This is a genomic window from Desulfosarcina variabilis str. Montpellier (genome assembly GCF_048565275.1).
GTDB lineage: Bacteria > Desulfobacterota > Desulfobacteria > Desulfobacterales > Desulfosarcinaceae > Desulfosarcina > Desulfosarcina variabilis.
In genome coordinates, this window is sequence record NZ_CP159846.1 from 2,104,126 (window position 1) to 2,123,165 (window position 19,040).

The window sequence follows — 19,040 nt, forward strand, 5'->3', positions numbered from 1 at the left end:
AATTTAGAGTTCACATGCAACTGTATTGGATACAGGGATCAGAATCATGACCGCTTCAAAACAGCCGACTATTCTTATTCATGAAGGACCTCGTTCACTCATTTACTATCAAACGAACAGCCAGTATGGTCAGCCTGTGGTCATCAAGGTATTAAATGCAGATCATCCAACGGACAATCAGCTGATCCGTTTCAACAACGAATATGAGTTAACCAGGGACCTGAAGATAAACGGTGTTCGCAGGGCGATAGCGCTGACCCGGTGGGAAGACAGACCGGCCTTGGTGATGGCCTACGTTCCAGGCCTGAACTTAGGGCAGGCATTTGTGGCGCAGAAAAAGTCCTTGGTTGATTTTCTTCAGGTGGCTATCAACATTGCCCACACCTTAGGCCATCTGCATCAGCAGCATATCATCCACAGAGACATTAGCAGCCACAATATTCTGGTCAATCCGGAAACAAAAAAGATTACTATCATTGACTTCAGTTTGGCCTCCACACTTGACCTGCGAATCCAGCACCTGGGCAATCCTCAAGGATTGGCCGGCACACTGGCCTATATCTCACCCGAGCAGACCGGCAGGATGAATCGCGTGGTTGATCATCGCACCGATTTGTATTCGCTGGGCGCAACATTCTATGAACTGTTGACCGGGCACCTTCCGTTCGAGATCGATGATCCACTTGCCCTGGTTCATGCCCATATGGCCAAAATCCCAACACCGGTCGTGGACATCAACCCGGACGTTCCGCCTGTCCTGTCCAGGATCGTGATGAAATTGTTGGCCAAAAATGCTGAAGAACGCTACCAATCGGCCTTTGGTGTAAAAGCGGATCTGGAGCGCTGCCTGGCCGCGCTACCATGCCTTGAGTCCGATGAAGACAATCAGGCGCTGAATTTTGAATTAGGCCAGGATGATTACTCTGGTCAATTTCATATCCCACAAACCTTGTACGGACGCTCTGCCGAGATTGCCACGTTGCTGGATGCGTTTAAGCGGACCGCGTCCGGCGATCAGGAACTGATGCTGATCGCCGGGCAGCCAGGCGTGGGCAAATCGGCTCTGGTGGCGGAAGTACATAAACCTATCACTGAGAAACGGGGCTATTACATCAGCGGCAAGTTTGACTCGTATCAACAGCACACGCCCTATGCGGCATTTCGCCAGGCCTTTAATCAATTGGTCGATTTGCTTTTAATCGAATCAAAGGCAACCCTTAAAAAGTGGCAAGTCCGGATATCGGCAGCGCTGGGTGGCAACGGTGCAGTATTGACCGAGGTCATCGTCCACCTGGAGAAAATCATCGGACCGCAGCCAGCAGTGATGCCCTTAGGTGGCTCCGAGAACCGAAATCGCTTGAACATCACCTTTCAAAACTTCGTGCGGGCCCTGAGTACTGCCGAGCATCCGCTCGTTATTTTCATTGATGACTGGCAATGGGCCGATCTGGCGTCATTGGAACTGTTGAAAACGCTTCTGATCGATGCAGACAATGCCCACCTACTGATGATTGGTGCTTACCGGGATAACGAAGTGGATCCTGCCCATCCCTTTATGCTGACCCTTGATGAACTGTCCGCCGCGGGCGTCACCATGCAGTCCATCCAGTTGGACAATCTGAAAAGGAGGGATGTCGACCAACTCGTTCAGGAAAGTCTTTTCTGTTCAACTGCCGAAAGTCAGGCGCTGACTGAACTGGTTTACACCAAAACACGCGGCAATGCCTTTTTCACGCGCCAATTTTTGCAAAATCTGGTTGAAGAGGGGGGGCTGCATTTCAATTTCGACACCTGTCACTGGGGATGGGACATTGACCAGATCCAGGCCCAACAGATTACCGATAATGTTGTTTCATTGATGGTCGCCAGACTAAAAAAACTTTCTCCAACCGCCACGCATTTACTGGCGCTGGCCGCATGTATCGGCAATGAATTTGATCTCTACACCCTGGCGCTGATCAGCCGGATGAGCCCAACCGCAGTTCTGGCCGCTTTACCGGACGCTCTTGAACAGGGTTTACTACTTCCCCTTGATGATTACTACAAACTGCCCGATACTGCTAACCGGGCACGGTTCGCTTTTCTGCACGACCGAGTGCAGCAGGCAGCCTATGCCCAGATTCCCGGTCCGCAACAGCAAGCGATTCATTTGGATATCGGTCGTCTGCTGCTTGTCAATGTGCCGGATACCGACCTGGAGCAGCGGATTTTTGGAATTGCGGAGCATTACCATCGGGCCGCCCCGCTGATTACTACCGAAACCGAGCGGCTTGAGGTTGCGGCACTGAATATCAAGGCCGCGGATTTGGCGAATCGAACGGCCGCCTTTCGTTTGGTGCAGGTCCATTTGGAGACGGCGCTCGCCCTAATGCCGTCAAACGCCTGGGAAACGCGGTATGATCAAATGTTGTCGCTTCATTCCAAGCTCTCCACAACACTGGCACTGACCGGTGATTTTGATCAACTGGAAAAGGTTTTTCAAACAGCCAAAAAGAAGGCTCGCACGACATCGGACATGACCCCGGTGACGCAGGCGAAAATCCAGGCGCTCCTATCCCAGGGTGCCTTTCTGGAAGTTCTTGCATTGGGTGTAGACTTCATCGATGGATTGGGCGTTTCATTGAATCACGATCCATCCGCTGAAGAAGCCAGATCACATTTACGGGAGACGGCCAGATGGTTGACTGAAGCCCGAATTAAGAGGATCCCTCATCTTCCTGCCGCTCCGACTGAGGAAAAATTGATTCTCCAATTTGCTTTGGGTTTGCACGGTCCGACTTATGTTGCCAGACCGTCTCTTTATATAATGCTCAATTCAAAACTGACCCGGCTTTGTATCGAAAGCGGCCTGGCGCCTGAAGCCATGCCGGTTTTGATCAATTTTGCCTTTATGCTTTGTTTGATTGTCCGTGATGTTCCCAAAGCGCTACTTGTTGTCGGTACAGTCAGAAAATTGGCAGAAGAAAAGTTTGCTTCGGACAGTATGCTCGCGTTTCTCTACGATATCATCGGCAGCTATTTTGTGCATCGGTATGATCATTTAAAAAATACGCTGCCCATATTAAGTCAAGGGCTGCAAAAAGGAATGGCTTCCGGTAATTTTGAATTCGCCAGCTATTCGATCTGGGATTTTACCTGGCATCAGTTGTTTTTGGGCACACCATTGGACCAAGTCGCGGCGATGGGAAAGCGCGCGTTGGACACATGTCAAAAAATGCAGCGGCTACGGGTTAAAGATTGGTGCGGCCTTCCTTGCCAAGCGACGCTCAATTTGCAAGGTAAAAGCCAATGGCCATGGATTCTCAAGGGTGAGATATACGATGAAGATGCGAAATTAAATCTGGCCCTGCAGGTGAACGACTTTGTCGATGTATTTTTTATTTTTTTCTACAAAGGTTGGCTGCGCTACCTGTTTGGTTATCCCAAGGAAGCAATCGGGTTTTTCCGGGAAGCTGAGCATTACGCTTTTCAGGGTGGCGCCAAATACGCGGCAGCTTTATTGTATTTTTATGACACACTGGCCTATGCCGCGCTGGATGATCATCAGACAGCTGACGAGCAAGCCAAAACGCTGCGACGCATTGACCGTAATCTGGAAGAAATTGAACTCTGGGCATGCTTTGCCCCGATGAATCATCAGCATAAAAAAGACTTCATGTTGGCTGAAAAAGCCAGGCTGAAAGGGGAGTACTGGCAGGCGGTAGAATTATACAGCCAATCCATTGAAGGTGCCAGAGACAATGGTTTTTTGTCTGAAGAGGCGTTGGCAAATGAACGCCTTGGTCAATTCTGGTTGGATCGGGGCCGGGAGGAATTGGGGCGCGTCCATCTGCGAAAAGCGCAAAAACTGTACAGCCTCTGGGGGGCAAAGGCCAAAGTCAACCAACTTCAGGTGGACTACGGGCCGTTGCTCGGTACCTCTCAAGGTCGATCCAAGGCCTCATCCAGCACGGTTTTGACGGAATCGATCCTTCACGCTTGTACATCGAGTCGATCCGAGTCCGACGGTTGGTTGGATATCGGCAGTTTGCTGAAGGCCAATCAGAGCTTATCGCAAACGGTGCAATTAACCGAACTGATGACGGAAATGATCAATATTGTGCTGGAAAACGCAGGGGCTCAGCGGGTATGGATTCTGTATCGAACAGAAGGTGACTGGTTTGTTGAGGCAAAAGGAGAAATTGAGGATCGGGCCATACAAACGATGATACATACACCCCTTGATGAGGCGGCCGGGCTTTCCCTGACGGTTTGCCGCTACGTTATTCACTCGGGGCAGGCGGTGATGCTGGAAAATGCGGCAACGGATCCCCAGTTCGGCGCTGATCCCTATTTTCAGGACGCATTCGCCAAGTCACTGTTGTGTATGCCCATATGGCGCAAAGATGAGCTCAGGCTGATCTTGTATTTGGAGAACAATGTGGCTGAGGCGGCCTTTACCACAAGGCGCATGGAAGTGCTGCAATTGCTGTCGGGGCAGATGGCCATTTCACTGGAAAACGCCTTGATGGTTGAAAAGCTGAAGACCTCCACGGAATCACTGCGTCGCACCCAGTTTTGTTTTGACAACGCGTCCATGGGGATATTTTGGTTTGGCAGGGCGGGAGAGATTCTGGACGTCAATGGACAGGCTTGCCGTAGGCTCGGATATTCAAAGGAGGCGCTTTGCCGGATGACCGTTTTCGATATCGATCCCGTCTTTACGCCCGATATGTGGGCAGCCGCCAGGGAAAAGTTAAAAAACAGAGGGGTGGTCGCTCTGGAAACGTCTCACAAAGAAAAAAATGGTCATGTTTTTCCGGTTCAAATCATTGCCAACATGATGACCTTTGAGAATCAATCACTTCATGTGGTTTTTGCCCAGGACATCACCAAACGCAAGCAGATGCAAGAGGCCCTGCTTGAAAGCGAGGAACGGTTGGACCTGGCCTTGTCAGGGGCAAATGAGAGTATCTGGGACTTTCGTATTAATGAGGACGCCCTGTACCTGGATTCCCGTTTCTACGCCATGACCGGATATGCGCCCAATGCGTTTCCATGCAACAAAGGTGAGATCTTAAAGCGCATTCATAAAGGCGACATTGAGCAAGTGACGTCGGTCAGCGACCGATATTTAAAAGGCGATTTGGAGTCCTTCGAAGTAGAGTTCAGGTTTCTGTGTAACGACCACAGCTATATGTGGATTCAGGCAAAAGGCAAAATCGTTGCCTGGGATGATGAGGGGGCTCCCACGCGCTTCGTTGGCACCCATGCCGATATCACCCGGCAAAAGCAGGCTGAAGAGGAACTTCGATGCTTGAGAAACTACCTTTCCAATATCATTGATTCCATGCCTTCGATTCTCGTCGCCGTGGACCGTGACGGTAAAGTCACCCAATGGAACAACCAGGCTGAGCAAATAACCGGATTTCGCTTTGAAGAAGCCCTTGGTCAACCCCTGTTCAAGGTACTTCCCCGTCTGGCCGATCACAAGGACCGCATTGGGATTGCTATTCGGGAACGCCGGGTGATCAGTGTACCCAAAGTTTCTCGCCGGACGGAACAGGAAACCCGTTTTGAGGATGTGACCATCTTTCCCCTGGTGGCCAATGGCGTTGACGGGGCGGTGATCCGGGTGGACGATGTGACCGAGCGGGTGCACCTGGAAGAGATGATGATCCAGAACGAGAAGATGCTTTCCGTGGGCGGCCTGGCTGCCGGCATGGCCCATGAAATCAACAATCCCCTGGCCGGCATCCTGCAAAGTGCAGCCGTTCTATCCAATCGGTTGACCAGAGAACTGCCTGCCAACCAAAAGGCTGCTGTTGCCTCAGGAACGACGATGACGGCCATCCGAAACTACATGAAGCTGCGTAAACTTCCCACCATGCTGGAGAATATCCGCAATTCTGGAACCCTTGCCGCCGACATTGTCAAGAATATGCTCAGTTTCGCCCGCAAGGGTGAACAGATCGTTTCCAAACACGATTTATGTGAACTGTTGGATCAGACCCTGGACTTGCTCAGGACCGATTACGACATGAAAAAGCATTATGACTTCAAGCAGATTGAGATTGTGCGCCAGTTCGACACGACGGCTGCGAAGGTCCCCTGCGAAGCCAGCAAGCTTCAACAGGTGTTTATGAACATACTGAAAAATGGGGCCGAGGCCATGGCGGAGTACACCGTCAACGATCGACCACCGGCCTTTATCCTACGCGTAAAAGCGGAGCAAACCTGGGTTCGGGTGGAGATCGAGGACAACGGACCGGGGATGGATGAGGCCACCCGGCGCCGTATTTTCGAACCTTTTTTCACCACCAAGCCGTTGGGGCGGGGGACGGGCCTGGGATTGTCTGTCTCTTATTTTATTATCACCGAAAACCATGGCGGCGAAATGGATGCTTACCGCGTCGATGGCGGCGGTACCCGATTTGTCATTCGCCTGCCCAAAATGGGCAAAACGATTTCATGATCCTCTGAACCGGTTGAGCGGACCTTGGGCTCGGGAATTTACTATAGCCCCGGTCCTTGGTGGCGAACAAAAATCGTGCATTTATCTTGACATGAAGATAAATGGGTTTACCTTGGTACCATGGAAACAGGATCACACGTACGATTGGTACTGGGGCGGGCAGCCAAGGCGATCGATCGGGTTGACCGAGAAAGTATCGTTGGAACCGGATTGATCGCTAGTGAATTCGGAATTCTGGAGGCGCTGCTACACAAAGGGGCGCTGCCCATCAACACGATTGGAAAAAAGGTGCTGCTCACCAGCGGATCGATGACCGCGGCGGCCAACCGCCTGGTGGATCGGGGGTTGGTTAAGCGGGTCAAGGACCCGTCAGATGGACGGCGTTTGCACCTGCGCCTGACCGCGGCCGGAACCCGTCTGATCAAAAAAGCCTATGCCAGGCACGCCCGCAACCTCGATCAGATTGTCGGTGTATTGACCGCGGATGAGCGCGATGAGCTGGTCAGATTGCTCAAAAAGATCGGCCTTCACGCACAAACCTTCAGAATCGCATAATATTAAGGAGATCTTCACTATGAAAGTGTTAATTGTATATTACTCTACCTATGGACACGTTCATCAAATGGCTGAGGCCATTGCCGAGGGCGTTCGCCAGGTTGACGGTGCCCAGGCTGTTTTGCGCCGGGTGCCTGAAACACTGCCTCAGGATGTTCTTGAAAACATGGGCGCCATTGAGGCTCAGAAGGCGTCTGCGCATGTGCCGATCTGCACGGTCGACGAACTGGCCGATGCAGATGCCGTGATCTTCGGTACGCCCACCCGGTTTGGCAACATGTGCGGTCAGATGCGTCAGTTTCTGGATGCCACCGGGCAGCTCTGGGCCCAGGGCGCGCTGGTGGGCAAGGTGGGCAGTGTGTTCACCAGTACCGGCACCCAGCACGGCGGGCAGGAATCAACGATTCTTTCCTTCCATATCTCCCTGTTGCACCACGGGTTCGTGATTGTGGGACTTCCCTATGCATTCCAGGGGCAAATGCGCAACGATGAGATTTCCGGTGGTACGCCCTATGGTGCATCGACCATCGCCGGTACGTCGGGTGAGCGGCTACCCAGTGAGAACGAACTGGATGGGGCGCGGTTTCAAGGCAAGCATGTGGCCACGATCGCTGCCAAACTGAAAGGATGATTTAAAAAAGCTGACTCGCATGGGATGATGGCGGTGGTGAGCAATGCCCACATCCTGCTCTAAATGCGGTTACCCCGGCCCATCATGGGTCAGATGTTGACAAACCAAAAAAGAGGCGGCCCAAAGGCCGCCTCTTTTTTTTTGTTGACATTTAGGAAACATTAGATATTATGTGTCATAAATTCTAAATACTATTTAGTATAATCGATGATCTCACCAGCAAGTATTTAATTTTAATAAAACAAGATAATTGTGCATTATTTTGGTGAATGAAATGGTAATATGTTCATTTTGTGGGGTACATAGTGCCCGTGTGCTGATAATAATAGTGTCTTTTTAGGAAATATTGATGCGATTCGGACGGTATGCTAATCTGTCCCTTGTTAGGCGTACGCCTTTGTCCGGGTTTGATGTGCAACGTGAATCATGCAAGGTGCAAAATGAATAATTCGTCCCATCCCGATGTGCTTGTTGTTGGTGCCGGCCCTGGCGGTTCTGTTGCTGCAAAGTATTGTGTGGAAGCAGGCTTGGAAACGGTATTAATCGAGAAAAAAACACTGCCCCGGGATAAAGTCTGTACGGGGATGATCATGGGGAAGTGGGCATTCGAACTCATTGAGGAAGCGTTTGGAAAGATTCCCCCATCGGTTTTAGCTTCCCCCCCTGAACTCACGGGCCATCGGCTTTATGTGGCCGGCGCCGATGTGCATACCCTGAAGACGCACACCTTGCTTGCCTGGAGAAAAGATCTTGACGGGTGGTTTGTCAGGCAAGCCAAGGATTCCGGGGTCAGCGTCAGGCAAAACGCACGGGCCACCCGTCTTGTCATGGACGGCGAGCGCATCCGCGTCGATCTGATCCAAAACGGGAGCCCTCGCACGCTTTTCCCGCGCTTTGTAATCGGTGCGGATGGCGCAACATCAATCATCCGCAAAGCGGTGTTCCCCGATCTGAAAGTCCCCTACTCAGGCCCTGTCAGAGTCTGGTACCAAGGAGACTTGACCCTCGATAAAAATTATATTCACTGGTTTTTTCCAAAACGGCTTCCCCGGCCTCGGTTCAACGTCAATCAAAAAGACGGTATCATTTTATTGGAAGGCGCCGGTGTCAAAGCGCTGTCAGAAGAAATAGAAAAAGCGCTTGGACCCTATGGCTTTGATCCGGCCTTAAAGCCTTTCAAGAAAGATGGGTGCGCCATTGCCCTGCTTCATCATCCGTTGATCCATGGCCGCTTCGCTCCGGCCAAGAAAAATGTATTGCTGGTTGGCGATGCCGCCGGATTGATCCTGCCCATCACTTTTGAAGGGATCGGCAGCGCCATCAAGAGCGGTATCGCTGCTGCAAGATCAATTGTCGAAAGCATCAACCGGAAAGAAGGCGCAGCGCCCATCTATCTGTCTGCCATTCAAGGGATCATCAAAACCATCCGGCATTTATATAAAGATCAATTCCAATTAAAAGGTAAAATGGATCCGGTGGGCCAAAACATGGCACCCAACCAGATTGCCGACTATCTAACCAGTGCCTACAATGAAACCTTGATCCAACAGGAATAAGGGTACAAGTAAAAAATAAAAAATGTGAAGTGTCTTTTCAGGCAACGAAGAAAAACTGCTCGATCTTATCCCTGAGTTGCCCCTCACCCCCCTTATTAAGGGCGCCGACCCGCACTCGTATATTAAAAAAGCAAACATCTCAATTGTAGTAATAATCAATTTTTATTATGGTTTAGACGTATAATTGAGCCGGAATAAATCATGCTGACTGAAATTCACTGAATGGTTTTAAGTTTTTATTAAAGATTTTTTTGTTTTTTTGTTTTGCAATCACTAGATGCTTCATGGCAATTTTTATCCATAAATGAAACATCCATTCTGAATCATCGTAAGGTCGAACAGCAACCCCCACGATGCCCCGTTTCCGGGGTAGGAGTAAAGAAAACAGGAGAAATGCCCATGTCAGCCCATCGTCCCATGTTCTGGCAAATTGAAGCGACTTCGATTTTTTACCTTCTAACGGCGGTAGCGCTGGTGTTGTTCCTCATTGGCGCGGGTAGCCATATTTGGGTGTGGCGTAAAAGCAGTAAAACCATGTCGCTGTCCGGTGTCGGACAATCGCTGAATAAAATGATCCTCGATGTGTTTACCGGAAGGCGTCTGCTCAAGGGCGACATTGCCGCCGGTTTGATGCACTTTGCCATCTTCTGGGGATTCTTTCTACTCTTCGCCGGAACTTGTGTGCTTTCTATTCATCATTACATCGTTGAATTTCTGGAAGGAGAGGCCTACCTCTGGTTTTCCCTGATAATGGAAATCGGCGGTGTTTTGCTTTTGGTCGGCATCGTCTGGGCCATGCTTCGTCGATACTGGCAGCGCGTGCCCCGGCTGGAACGACGCCTGGAGGACGCCATCCTGCCGGTGTGGTTCGTCCTGATGGTGCTTTCCGGATTCTTGCTGGAAGGCGCCAGGCTGTCTGCCGAACCGCCGCAATGGGCGGCATGGTCGTTTGTCGGCAACTGGGCCGCCGGTTTCATCCCAGCCGCCACTTCCCAGGCGCTCTACCCAACCTTTTGGTGGGTGCACGCATTGCTTTGCCTCGGCTTCATCGCGGTGGTCTGCTACTCAAAGATGTTTCACATTATCGGTGCGCCGGCCAGCATCTTTTTCAGCAGTGCCTCGACGGTTGCCCCACCGAGCCTTGACGACGAAGCCGGCAAGCTAGACGTGGCCGAGGCGGTCTTTTACGATGGCTGCATGCGTTGCGGGCGGTGTGTTGAGGCCTGCCCGTCATCCGGGGCGGGAGAGGCCTATGCGCCCAGGGATTTTGTGCAGTGGGCACGCAAGCAGATGTGGCAAACCCAGTTTCCTTACCCGGATGTGCGCCTGCTCAGTGACGGCAACACCGACGGCATCAATGAGAGCTTGTGGTACTGCACAACCTGCCGGGCCTGTCTGGAAGTCTGCCCGGTTTACGGCGCGGCCTTCGAGGCGGTGGCCAAGGAAAGACGGCAAGCGGTCGAGGAAGGCACCCTGGTTCCCGCCCTGTTGAACCAGACCCTGGAAAAGCTATTTCGCTATGACAACCCCTGGGAATCATCCAAAAAGCAGCGCGGTGCATGGGCCGAAGACCTGGATATCACCAACCTGACCAAACGGGGTGCGGAAGCCGACCTGTGTTATTTCGTTGGCTGTACCACGTCATTTGATGACAGAGCCATGGCGATCGCCCAGTCTTTCTCGAAAATACTGCAACAAACCAGTGTAAAATTCGGTATTCTCGGGAAAAAAGAGCCCTGTTGCGGAGACATTGCAAGGCGCGTGGGAGAGTTCGGGCTTTTCGAAGAGCAGAAAGAGAAATGCGAGACACTGTTCGATAAATATGGCATTACCGAGGTCGCGACCTCTTCTCCCCACTGTTACCACACGCTTGCCAATGATTATCCGGACGGCCCATTCAGGGCGCGTCACTATACCATGGTACTAAAAGAGCTTCTGGACAATAAAAAACTCTCCTTTGTAAAGCCCCTCAAGGTAATCGTCACCTTTCATGACCCTTGCTATCTCGGCCGGCACAATCGAATTTTTGATGAGCCGAGGGATGTCATTCGCGCCATTCCAGGTGTCAGGCTGGTGGAGATGGAACACTGCCGGGAAGACAGTCTGTGCTGCGGTGGCGGCGGGGGACGCATGTGGCAGGATCTGAAAGGGGAGCGCAAGATGAGTGAGGTTCGCATCGAGGAGGCCGAGGCTACCGGCGCGCAGATTCTCATCACGGCTTGTCCGCTTTGCCTCATTATGATGGAAGACGCCCGCAAGGCCGCTGGAACAAAGGAGGGGTTCCGCGTGATGGATCTCAATGAACTGCTTCTGGAAGCACTGGAAAACAAATAATTTCAAAATAGGCGAAAACTCACGGCAAGGAGGTAAGGTATGACTGAGGTTTTGATTTTAGGGGAAGTAAAAGACGAATCCCTGGACCCGAGAACACTCGAGATGCTGGGAGCCGGAAAAAAACTAACTGAAGCATCGGGCGACAAGCTATCGGTCCTGCTGATGGGGGATAGTGTCGGTGACGTCGCTGATGAGGCCACAGGCTATGGCCCGGAGATCGTTTACAAGGCCGAGCATTCGCTTCTAAAGGGGTTCAATCCGGATCTTTGGTTGGCGGCTTTGGAGCAGGCCTGCGAACAGATCAAACCCAAAATGCTTTTGATGAGCCATTCCTTTATCGGCATGGAACTGGGACCCCGGTTGGCCTGCCGGCTAAACAGCCGTTTGACCACCGACTGTATCGATCTGTCCATTGATCCGGACGATGGCGGTCTGCTAGGAACCAAACCGGTCTCGGGCGGTAATGCCATTTGCGTATACAAATGTTCGGGACAGACCCAGATGGTGACGGTCAGGGGCAATGTGTTCGAGCCGGCCGAAGCCGGCAGTGGCGGTGGTGCCGTTTCCCCCATCACCGTCAATATCGACGAATCCATGTCCCGTCTGGAATCGCTTGAAGTTGTCGAGGAGGATACGGTGGCCCTGGACAAGGCCAATATTGTTATCGCCGGCGGGGCAGGGCTTGGTGATGAAGATGGATTTGAGATGCTCGAGGAACTGGCTGAGGCGCTCGGCAAGTCATTCGGTTCCGTGATGATCGGGTGCAGCAGAATGGCCGTCGACAAGGGATGGATTTCCTCCGACCATCAGATCGGCCTCACCGGTACCATTATCGCTCCGGATATTTATGTGGCCGTGGGGATATCCGGGGCGATCCATCACCTGGTAGGCATGGTTCACTCCAAAAAGATCATTGCCATCAACACCGATCCAAGCTGCAACATTTTCAAAGTTGCCGATTACGGCATTGTCGAAGACTTTGAACAGATTGTGCCGGCCTTGGTCAAGAAACTTGAGGAGGTACTGTAATGACTGAACTAAACATTATCGTCTGTGTCAAACAGATTCCCGACCCTGAAGCACCGCTTTCCGATGTGAGCATCGATGCCGACAACATGGAAGTTGTCGTTGACGCGCCCCAGGTCATCAGCCCTTTTGATGAGAATGCCCTGGAAGCGGCCATTCAGCTGAGTGAAGAACACGATGGGAAAATCACCGTCCTGAGCATGGGCAAAAAGCTGTCGGACAGTGTGTTGCGCAAGGCCCTGGCGGCAGGGGCCGATGAGCTGGTTCTTTTGGAAGACAGCGGCTTCGATAAGCTCGACTCTCATTCCACGGCTGCCGTGCTGGCGGCAGCCATTAAAAAAATCGGGGCCTTTGATTTGGTGCTTACCGGACGGCAAGCCGGCGATTGGGACTCCGGTCAGGTCGGATTGATTTTGGGCGAGATGCTGGACCTGCCCTGCATTAGCCTGGCACGCGAAATTAAAGCCGAAGACGGCAGTGTTGTCGTTAAAAAAACCACACCCGAGGGATACGAGCGGGTCAAGGCCACGCTTCCCGCCCTGATCACGGTGAGCAACGAGGTGGGCGAATTGCGCTACATTTCCAGAACCCGGATGCTGAAGATGATGCGCGGCGGGAACATCCCGTCTTGGGATGCCGATGAAATCGGTATTGCAGGTGACGCCATCGAAACGATGAAAATCGTGTCCCTGGCCACACCTCCGGATATGACCCGAGACTGTCAGTATCTAGAAGGTGCACCCGACGAGCAGGCTGCGGCATTGGCCGAGGTATTCCTGTCACTGCGCTAAGGGCGTTTATTTGAATTTTCTCCAACTGCTTACTAACGCTTATCAACATCCAATAGAGGAGGTAGATCACCATGGCTGACAAATCCTATGATGCGATTATTATCGGCGGCGGACATCACGGCACCATCATTGCGCCTTATCTGGCCAAGGCCGGCCTATCCGTCGGTGTCTTCGAACTGCTGGACCACCTCGGCGGTGGTGCGGTGACCGAGGACGGCCCGGCACCGGGCTACCGCATGAATTTCTGTGCGCACTTTACGCGCTTCATGGGCCATCCGGCCTACAAGGAGTTCAATCTGCGCGAGGAAGGACTGGAATATCTCTTCCCCGAGACCAATGAGGCCATTATCTTCGACGATGAGACGTCTTACGCCAGCTATTCCACGTGGCGGTGTGTCGACCCCCAGACCGGGGCAGTGGAATTCAGCGACACAAACATGAAGAAAACCTATGACCAGATCTCCCAGTTTTCCAAGGAAGATGCCCAAACCTATCTGCGGCTGACGGAAATATACAAGGAAAAATGGCGTCCGGCATTTAAAAAATTCCGCTATCGTCCGCCGACACCCTGGGGCACGCCGGACTCCTTCGAAGAAATGTTTAATGACCCGGACAGTCTGATTACTCCGGCAATGCAGTTCTGGAACTGTAAACAGTTCGCCCGTTACTTCTTTAAAAGCGATGAGTTGCGCATATTGTGCATGCGGGGCTTTTTGACCTCCTGTGGTCTCTACCCCAATGATGTACCGGGAATCGGCATGATGATCGCGGCGATCCACCTGGTGCTCGGATGGGAATCGGCCGCCATCGCCAAGGGCGGGACCGGATCGATCACCAAAGCTCTAGTTTCCGCAGGGGAGAAACTTGGCGTCGAGTATCATGTCAATTCCGAAGTCAAACACATCAAGGTTGAAAACGGTAAAGCGGTGGGCATTAAACTGGCCGACGGCACCGAAATCGCCGCCAAGCAGATGGTCATCGGCGATATCGGCAACCCCCAGTTGTTCGATCGCCTGCTCGATCAGGACCTCAAAACGGACGAAATGCAACGTCAGCTGGATACCAACCTGTATGACCGCGGGCACGTCTGGTGGGGAACCATGGGGGTTCATGAGCTTCCCGTTTACAAGGCCTCCAAACACAATCCGGATATCAATGCCACGCCGCGAACCTACTGGGCACCCAAGGACCTGGCGTACATGGAAGATAAATACATGCATGAAATCATGCTGCTCGGCATGGCCTCCAAGTTCTTCTGCCTGTCGGCGCCCGACAGCTACTGGGATCCGTCGCGTGTTCCCGAGGGCAAACATTCCGTGGCCTTTGAGGACTACACCTGTCCCATGCATTTTCATTCCAGGAAAGAGTGGCGTCAGATGTCCGACGAATTTGTCGAAGAACTCCTGCGCCAATGGGTCAAGTATGCCCCCAATATGAAAAAGAGCAACGTGATCGGCTACCGGGTCATCAACCCCGTGGACCTGCAGGATACGCACCCGGATATGAAAGGCGGATGCTGGAGCGTGGGCAGCATGGCCGGTTCCCAGAATGGCCGGTTCAGAGGCAACCCCAACAGTGGTTTCAAGACCTTTATCGATAACCTCTACATGTGTTCGTCAGCCATGTTCGGCGGCGGCGGCATCGCCCGCGGATCGAGCTATAACTGTTACAAGGTGATCGCCGACGACTTCGGTCTGCGCCAACCTGAATAGCAGGTGTTGCCGGCCCTTGATATGACATAGAAAAGATGGAGAAAAATCGCCAGTTGCTTTGGAGACGGTATCACCTTTCTCCTCGGTAGCAAACGCTGACACCAGCTATCGGTTATCAGTTTGATTTTTCTCCATCTTTTTATGCAAATAGAGGGTTGCCCCCCCTTTTTGCTTTAGAGACACGATAGCGCGTATTTACAGATGAGGAGATAACCATATGTCTATAGAAAAGAGCCTGTTTAATTTGGAGGGTAAAACAGCCCTTGTCACCGGCGCCTCATATGGGATGGGTCGAAGTTTTGCACAAACGCTGGCCGAGGCCGGCGCCAATGTCGTGATCACGGCCCGGAACAAGAAATTGTTGGAGGAAACAGAGGCTGATTTGAAAAAAACGGGGAGCAAAGTGCTTTCCATTTCCATGGATGTATCCAAACCGGACGATGTGGCCCGAATGATTGAAACGACGGTGTCCAAATTCCATACCCTGGATATTGCCGTTAACAATGCCGGTATCGTCACCTCGCCCCAGCGTTTTCACGAAATGCCGCTGGAGGACTGGCAAAAAGTAATTGACGTAAACCAGACCGGCCTGTTTGTGTGTATGCAAAAGGAAATCCAGCAAATGCTGAAACAGGGCACTGGGGGCAGCATCATCAACAATTCCTCGGTGCTGGGACTGGTTGGCCTGGATCCGGACATGAAACCCCGGGTCAATTACATTGCATCCAAGCATGCGGTTAACGGTCTGACCAAGCAAGGTGCTGTTGAATACGCCGAATACGACATCAGGGTCAATGCCATTGCCCCGGCCTGGCATTCGGGGACGGCGTTGTCCAGTGTCAGATCGAATGAGCAAAGCTCCCAAGAGCAGGATGATCGGGAAAAGAACCTGGTGGCCCGAACGCCAATGGGAAGGCGCGGCAGGGTAGAAGAGTTGCAGGGGTTGGTGCTTTTTCTGGCATCGGATGCATCGTCTTATGTGACCGGTCAGATCATCGCTTCCGATGGTGGGTGGACCGCGCACTGATTACCTCTCGTTCCCACGCTCTGCGTGGGAACGTATAAGACCAATTATTCCCATCATTTTTATAGGATGTTGCATTTTTCAGCGTGCATTTCCGGTGATTCCCGCCCATGGGCACGCAAAAATCATATGCTCGACTGGTGTAGAGTGGTATTCCAGTCCACAACGACCCCTATTTTTTCCTGGCGGGCCAAAAAAGGCCTCTGGCTACAGCCAGAGGCCTTTTTTTTAATGAGCACCACTTAAAATCATAAAAGGAGGAGAGATTATGATCGGTGTATTTCTTACGTTTCGCTATGCAAATGAGTTTGACGAAGACGCTGTGCGGCGTATTGCCGATAGGGCACATGCGAGGTTCAAAGGAATGGCTGGTCTACGCTTCAAGGCATTTACCGTCAATCCCCCAAAACAGGAGGCGGTTAATTTTTACATCTGGGATTCTGAACAGGCCGCTAAGGCATTTTTTACAGATGCCCAGATAGATCGCATTGCCGGCCATTACAAGGTCTCTCCGAGTCTGGAGTTTGTCGAAATCGCCGCTTTGGTGGAAAACCAGACAGAATGAGACGATACCCCCAGCGTTGCAAAAGTCGGAGGGCTTCGGAGCAAATATACGCTATAGATTCAAATCCCATAACTGTTTTCGATGTTTTCTCCATCTTTTTTATGCAACCTGGGGGTATATTCTGACCTAGTCGATACAATGGTTGAGGCAGGCATGCTATTTGGCCAAGCGGATGTAAGGTTTTTTCTTGAACTATCTTGCAGCGCAGCAAAAAGATGCATCCTGTATTGATATCACCTAGAATTATAATAAAATATTATACTTTAATTGGAAATATATGCGGTTTTTCCATTGCCGATATGCTGTCTGGAAAATTGTGCAATGCAGCATTTTGGGTTGACAAGTGTCGTGCCGAGTCTATATTTGAATAGACAGTATAGATAATGTGGCCTACCCAGCGGTCGATTTACTAATAACTTTAACAGGCATGAAGGAAAAAAGAAATGGAACACAAACAGATCACCAAACAGATGATTCAGTTCAACAAAACCGCTTTTGATAACAGTTTCAGTGCCATGCGGATGGTCTACGAACAAAATGAAAAAATGGTTGAAGCCTTTCTCGGCCAGGCGTCATGGATGCCGGAAGAAGGCAGAAAAGCGATCAAAGACTGGCTGGCTGCCTATCGTACGGGGTGTGACGATTTTAAAAAGATGGTTGATGACAGCTATGCCAAAGTGGATGATTATTTTGACAAAGTCTAAGGCTCAGCTATAAAGACGAACTGTTAGCGGCACGCGTTTCAATTGCCTTTCAGACAGGAAAGCGACGGACCATGGCAGATGGAAAACAAACACATGTTGAAACCGATACGGCGGCCGATCATATTGCCAGCGGCGTTGCCGCCATGGGAAATTTTTTTTCCGTGGCACAAACCCAGATGGCCGGCATGGCGAAATATACCACTGATTTTTATATCCCTTACCTGTTGGCTGTAAACTATTTTCAGCGGGTTGAGAGCGGTCGACTGCTCAAGGAACACCCGCTGGACAGCCTGGATGCCTACCTGGGACTACTGGAAAACAACATCCAACTGATCACGCGTAGCCTGGATGGCAGTGCGCGGATGGTCTTGACCTATTTGCAAAACGAGGTGGACGGGTTCACCGAGGCCTTCAGGCAGTGCCTGTTTGAATTCAACCCTGCCAAAATGAACGCCTTCACCTCCCGCCAGGTCGACTTAATCAATCGGGTGGTCAAAGACTATCCTGAAGCCATCGCCGCTATTGAATCAGAGTATGGATTCCATTTCGAGCGCGGTGACCACAAATTGGTTGATGAAACCGATCGTTTCCTGCTTTATCGGGTGGCGCCGTCGCTTTCCAGTGTAAAAACCCGTCAGGATGCCAAGCCGGTCCTGATTATCCCACCCTATGTGCTGGGTGCGAATATTCTTGGGTTTTTGCCGGGTGAACAGCGAAGCTACGCCCATTGTTTCGCCAACCAAGGCTACCCAACCTACATTCGTATCCTCAAACCCATCGATACGACGCCGGCCATGCAGGTGATGACGGGTGAGGATGATGCCGAGGACACACACCGGTTTTGTGAAACCATTTTCAAGAAGCACGGTAAACCGGTTACCCTGAACGGATACTGCCAGGGCGGCTACAACGCCCTATGCACCTTGCTTACGGGGCTTCTGGATGGTTTGGTGGATGCTTTTATTACCTGTGTCTCGCCGATGGACGGCACGCGCAGCAAGGGGCTGGCACGGTTTCTGATGCGTCTGCCCAGGCGATTCAACGATTTGGAATATGGTACCAAGATTCTACCCAATGGGAATGCAGTGGCCGACGGCCAGCTCATGGGCTGGGTCTATAAACTTAAAAGTATCGATCAGGAGATTCCCGCAGCGGTTTTTTTTCGCGACCTGTTGATGTTTGCCAGGTCCCGATCCGGGCTACCCCCGGTCAACAAAACGGCCGCTGCACTGAATTACTGGTTGCAAAACGACCGCAGCGATCTGCCCATGGAGATCACACGGATCAGTTTTGTCGCTTACAACACACCCATCGATTCAGACGGCTGTTTGCCGGTGCGTTTGTTTGGTAAAAAACTTGCATTGAAGCGCATTCAGGAAAAACAAATTCCATGGCTGATTTGTTATGGGGTGCATGATGATTTGGTGGAAAAAGAGACGGCGTTGGCACCGATTGATTTTGTTGATGCCGAAGTGACACCCTTTCCCAAGGGTCATGTGGCCATTGCCACATCCTGGTCGGCGCCGACCTCCGCCTGCGCACTGCACGAGCGCTTTGACAATGGAAAATACAGGGGGCCGGTGCGCTTTCATATGGATCTGGATGCCGACATCGATCAATCCAGACGGGACACCGCCGGCGGGAAGACGAAAAAGTCGAAAGGGGAGACCCCGTCAAAAACTTAAAAA

12 protein-coding genes are annotated in these 19,040 nt (G+C 51.7%); all 12 read left to right on the plus strand.

The features are described 5' to 3' along the window. Window positions 1-46: 46 nt before the first annotated feature. On the plus strand, window positions 47-6,454 hold the full coding sequence (locus Dvar_RS09420; RefSeq protein WP_419661431.1) for a PAS domain S-box protein: 6,408 nt from the start codon (window positions 47-49) through the stop codon (window positions 6,452-6,454). A 120-nt stretch (window positions 6,455-6,574) separates the two neighbouring features. Beyond that, on the plus strand, window positions 6,575-7,009 hold the full coding sequence (locus tag Dvar_RS09425) for a MarR family winged helix-turn-helix transcriptional regulator (protein ID WP_419661432.1): 435 nt from the start codon (window positions 6,575-6,577) through the stop codon (window positions 7,007-7,009). A 19-nt stretch (window positions 7,010-7,028) separates the two neighbouring features. Further along, a complete protein-coding gene (wrbA, locus tag Dvar_RS09430; protein ID WP_419661433.1) occupies window positions 7,029-7,640 on the plus strand; it encodes an NAD(P)H:quinone oxidoreductase in 612 nt (203 codons plus the stop codon). Window positions 7,641-8,080: 440 nt separating this feature from the next. Further along, window positions 8,081-9,196 (plus strand): NAD(P)/FAD-dependent oxidoreductase, encoded by a 1,116-nt coding sequence (locus Dvar_RS09435; RefSeq protein WP_419661434.1) that lies wholly within the window; start codon window positions 8,081-8,083, stop codon window positions 9,194-9,196. Between the two features lie 399 nt (window positions 9,197-9,595). Beyond that, the gene (locus Dvar_RS09440) at window positions 9,596-11,530 is read left to right on the plus strand and encodes a heterodisulfide reductase-related iron-sulfur binding cluster (RefSeq protein WP_419661435.1); all 1,935 of its coding nucleotides are present in this window, start codon (window positions 9,596-9,598) and stop codon (window positions 11,528-11,530) included. Between the two features lie 39 nt (window positions 11,531-11,569). Then, window positions 11,570-12,559, plus strand: a complete 990-nt coding sequence (locus Dvar_RS09445; protein ID WP_419661436.1) for an electron transfer flavoprotein subunit alpha/FixB family protein — start codon at window positions 11,570-11,572, stop codon at window positions 12,557-12,559. Next, window positions 12,559-13,347: an electron transfer flavoprotein subunit beta/FixA family protein gene (locus Dvar_RS09450; RefSeq protein ID WP_419661437.1), complete on the plus strand. Its 789-nt coding sequence runs from the start codon at window positions 12,559-12,561 to the stop codon at window positions 13,345-13,347. Before Dvar_RS09445 ends, Dvar_RS09450 begins: the two co-directional genes overlap by 1 nt. Before the next feature lie 71 nt (window positions 13,348-13,418). After that, on the plus strand, window positions 13,419-15,059 hold the full coding sequence (locus tag Dvar_RS09455; RefSeq protein WP_419661438.1) for a phytoene desaturase family protein: 1,641 nt from the start codon (window positions 13,419-13,421) through the stop codon (window positions 15,057-15,059). Window positions 15,060-15,276: 217 nt separating this feature from the next. After that, window positions 15,277-16,086: an SDR family NAD(P)-dependent oxidoreductase gene (locus Dvar_RS09460; protein ID WP_419661439.1), complete on the plus strand. Its 810-nt coding sequence runs from the start codon at window positions 15,277-15,279 to the stop codon at window positions 16,084-16,086. Between the two features lie 265 nt (window positions 16,087-16,351). Beyond that, window positions 16,352-16,648, plus strand: a complete 297-nt coding sequence (locus Dvar_RS09465; RefSeq protein ID WP_419661440.1) for a hypothetical protein — start codon at window positions 16,352-16,354, stop codon at window positions 16,646-16,648. 443 nt (window positions 16,649-17,091) lie between these two features. Next, window positions 17,092-17,352 (plus strand): hypothetical protein, encoded by a 261-nt coding sequence (locus tag Dvar_RS09470; RefSeq protein WP_419661441.1) that lies wholly within the window; start codon window positions 17,092-17,094, stop codon window positions 17,350-17,352. Between the two features lie 71 nt (window positions 17,353-17,423). Further along, the gene (locus Dvar_RS09475) at window positions 17,424-19,037 is read left to right on the plus strand and encodes a metal transporter (protein ID WP_419661442.1); all 1,614 of its coding nucleotides are present in this window, start codon (window positions 17,424-17,426) and stop codon (window positions 19,035-19,037) included. Window positions 19,038-19,040 lie beyond the last annotated feature (3 nt).

Bases quoted from the DNA above. Each gene is read 5' to 3' on its own strand.
- Dvar_RS09420 (WP_419661431.1), top strand. From the start codon at position 47: ATGACCGCTTCAAAACAGCCGACTATTCTTATTCATGAAGGACCTCGT.
- Dvar_RS09425 (WP_419661432.1), top strand. From the start codon at position 6,575: ATGGAAACAGGATCACACGTACGATTGGTACTGGGGCGGGCAGCCAAG.
- wrbA (WP_419661433.1), top strand. From the start codon at position 7,029: ATGAAAGTGTTAATTGTATATTACTCTACCTATGGACACGTTCATCAA.
- Dvar_RS09435 (WP_419661434.1), top strand. From the start codon at position 8,081: ATGAATAATTCGTCCCATCCCGATGTGCTTGTTGTTGGTGCCGGCCCT.
- Dvar_RS09440 (WP_419661435.1), top strand. From the start codon at position 9,596: ATGTCAGCCCATCGTCCCATGTTCTGGCAAATTGAAGCGACTTCGATT.
- Dvar_RS09445 (WP_419661436.1), top strand. From the start codon at position 11,570: ATGACTGAGGTTTTGATTTTAGGGGAAGTAAAAGACGAATCCCTGGAC.
- Dvar_RS09450 (WP_419661437.1), top strand. From the start codon at position 12,559: ATGACTGAACTAAACATTATCGTCTGTGTCAAACAGATTCCCGACCCT.
- Dvar_RS09455 (WP_419661438.1), top strand. From the start codon at position 13,419: ATGGCTGACAAATCCTATGATGCGATTATTATCGGCGGCGGACATCAC.
- Dvar_RS09460 (WP_419661439.1), top strand. From the start codon at position 15,277: ATGTCTATAGAAAAGAGCCTGTTTAATTTGGAGGGTAAAACAGCCCTT.
- Dvar_RS09465 (WP_419661440.1), top strand. From the start codon at position 16,352: ATGATCGGTGTATTTCTTACGTTTCGCTATGCAAATGAGTTTGACGAA.
- Dvar_RS09470 (WP_419661441.1), top strand. From the start codon at position 17,092: ATGGAACACAAACAGATCACCAAACAGATGATTCAGTTCAACAAAACC.
- Dvar_RS09475 (WP_419661442.1), top strand. From the start codon at position 17,424: ATGGCAGATGGAAAACAAACACATGTTGAAACCGATACGGCGGCCGAT.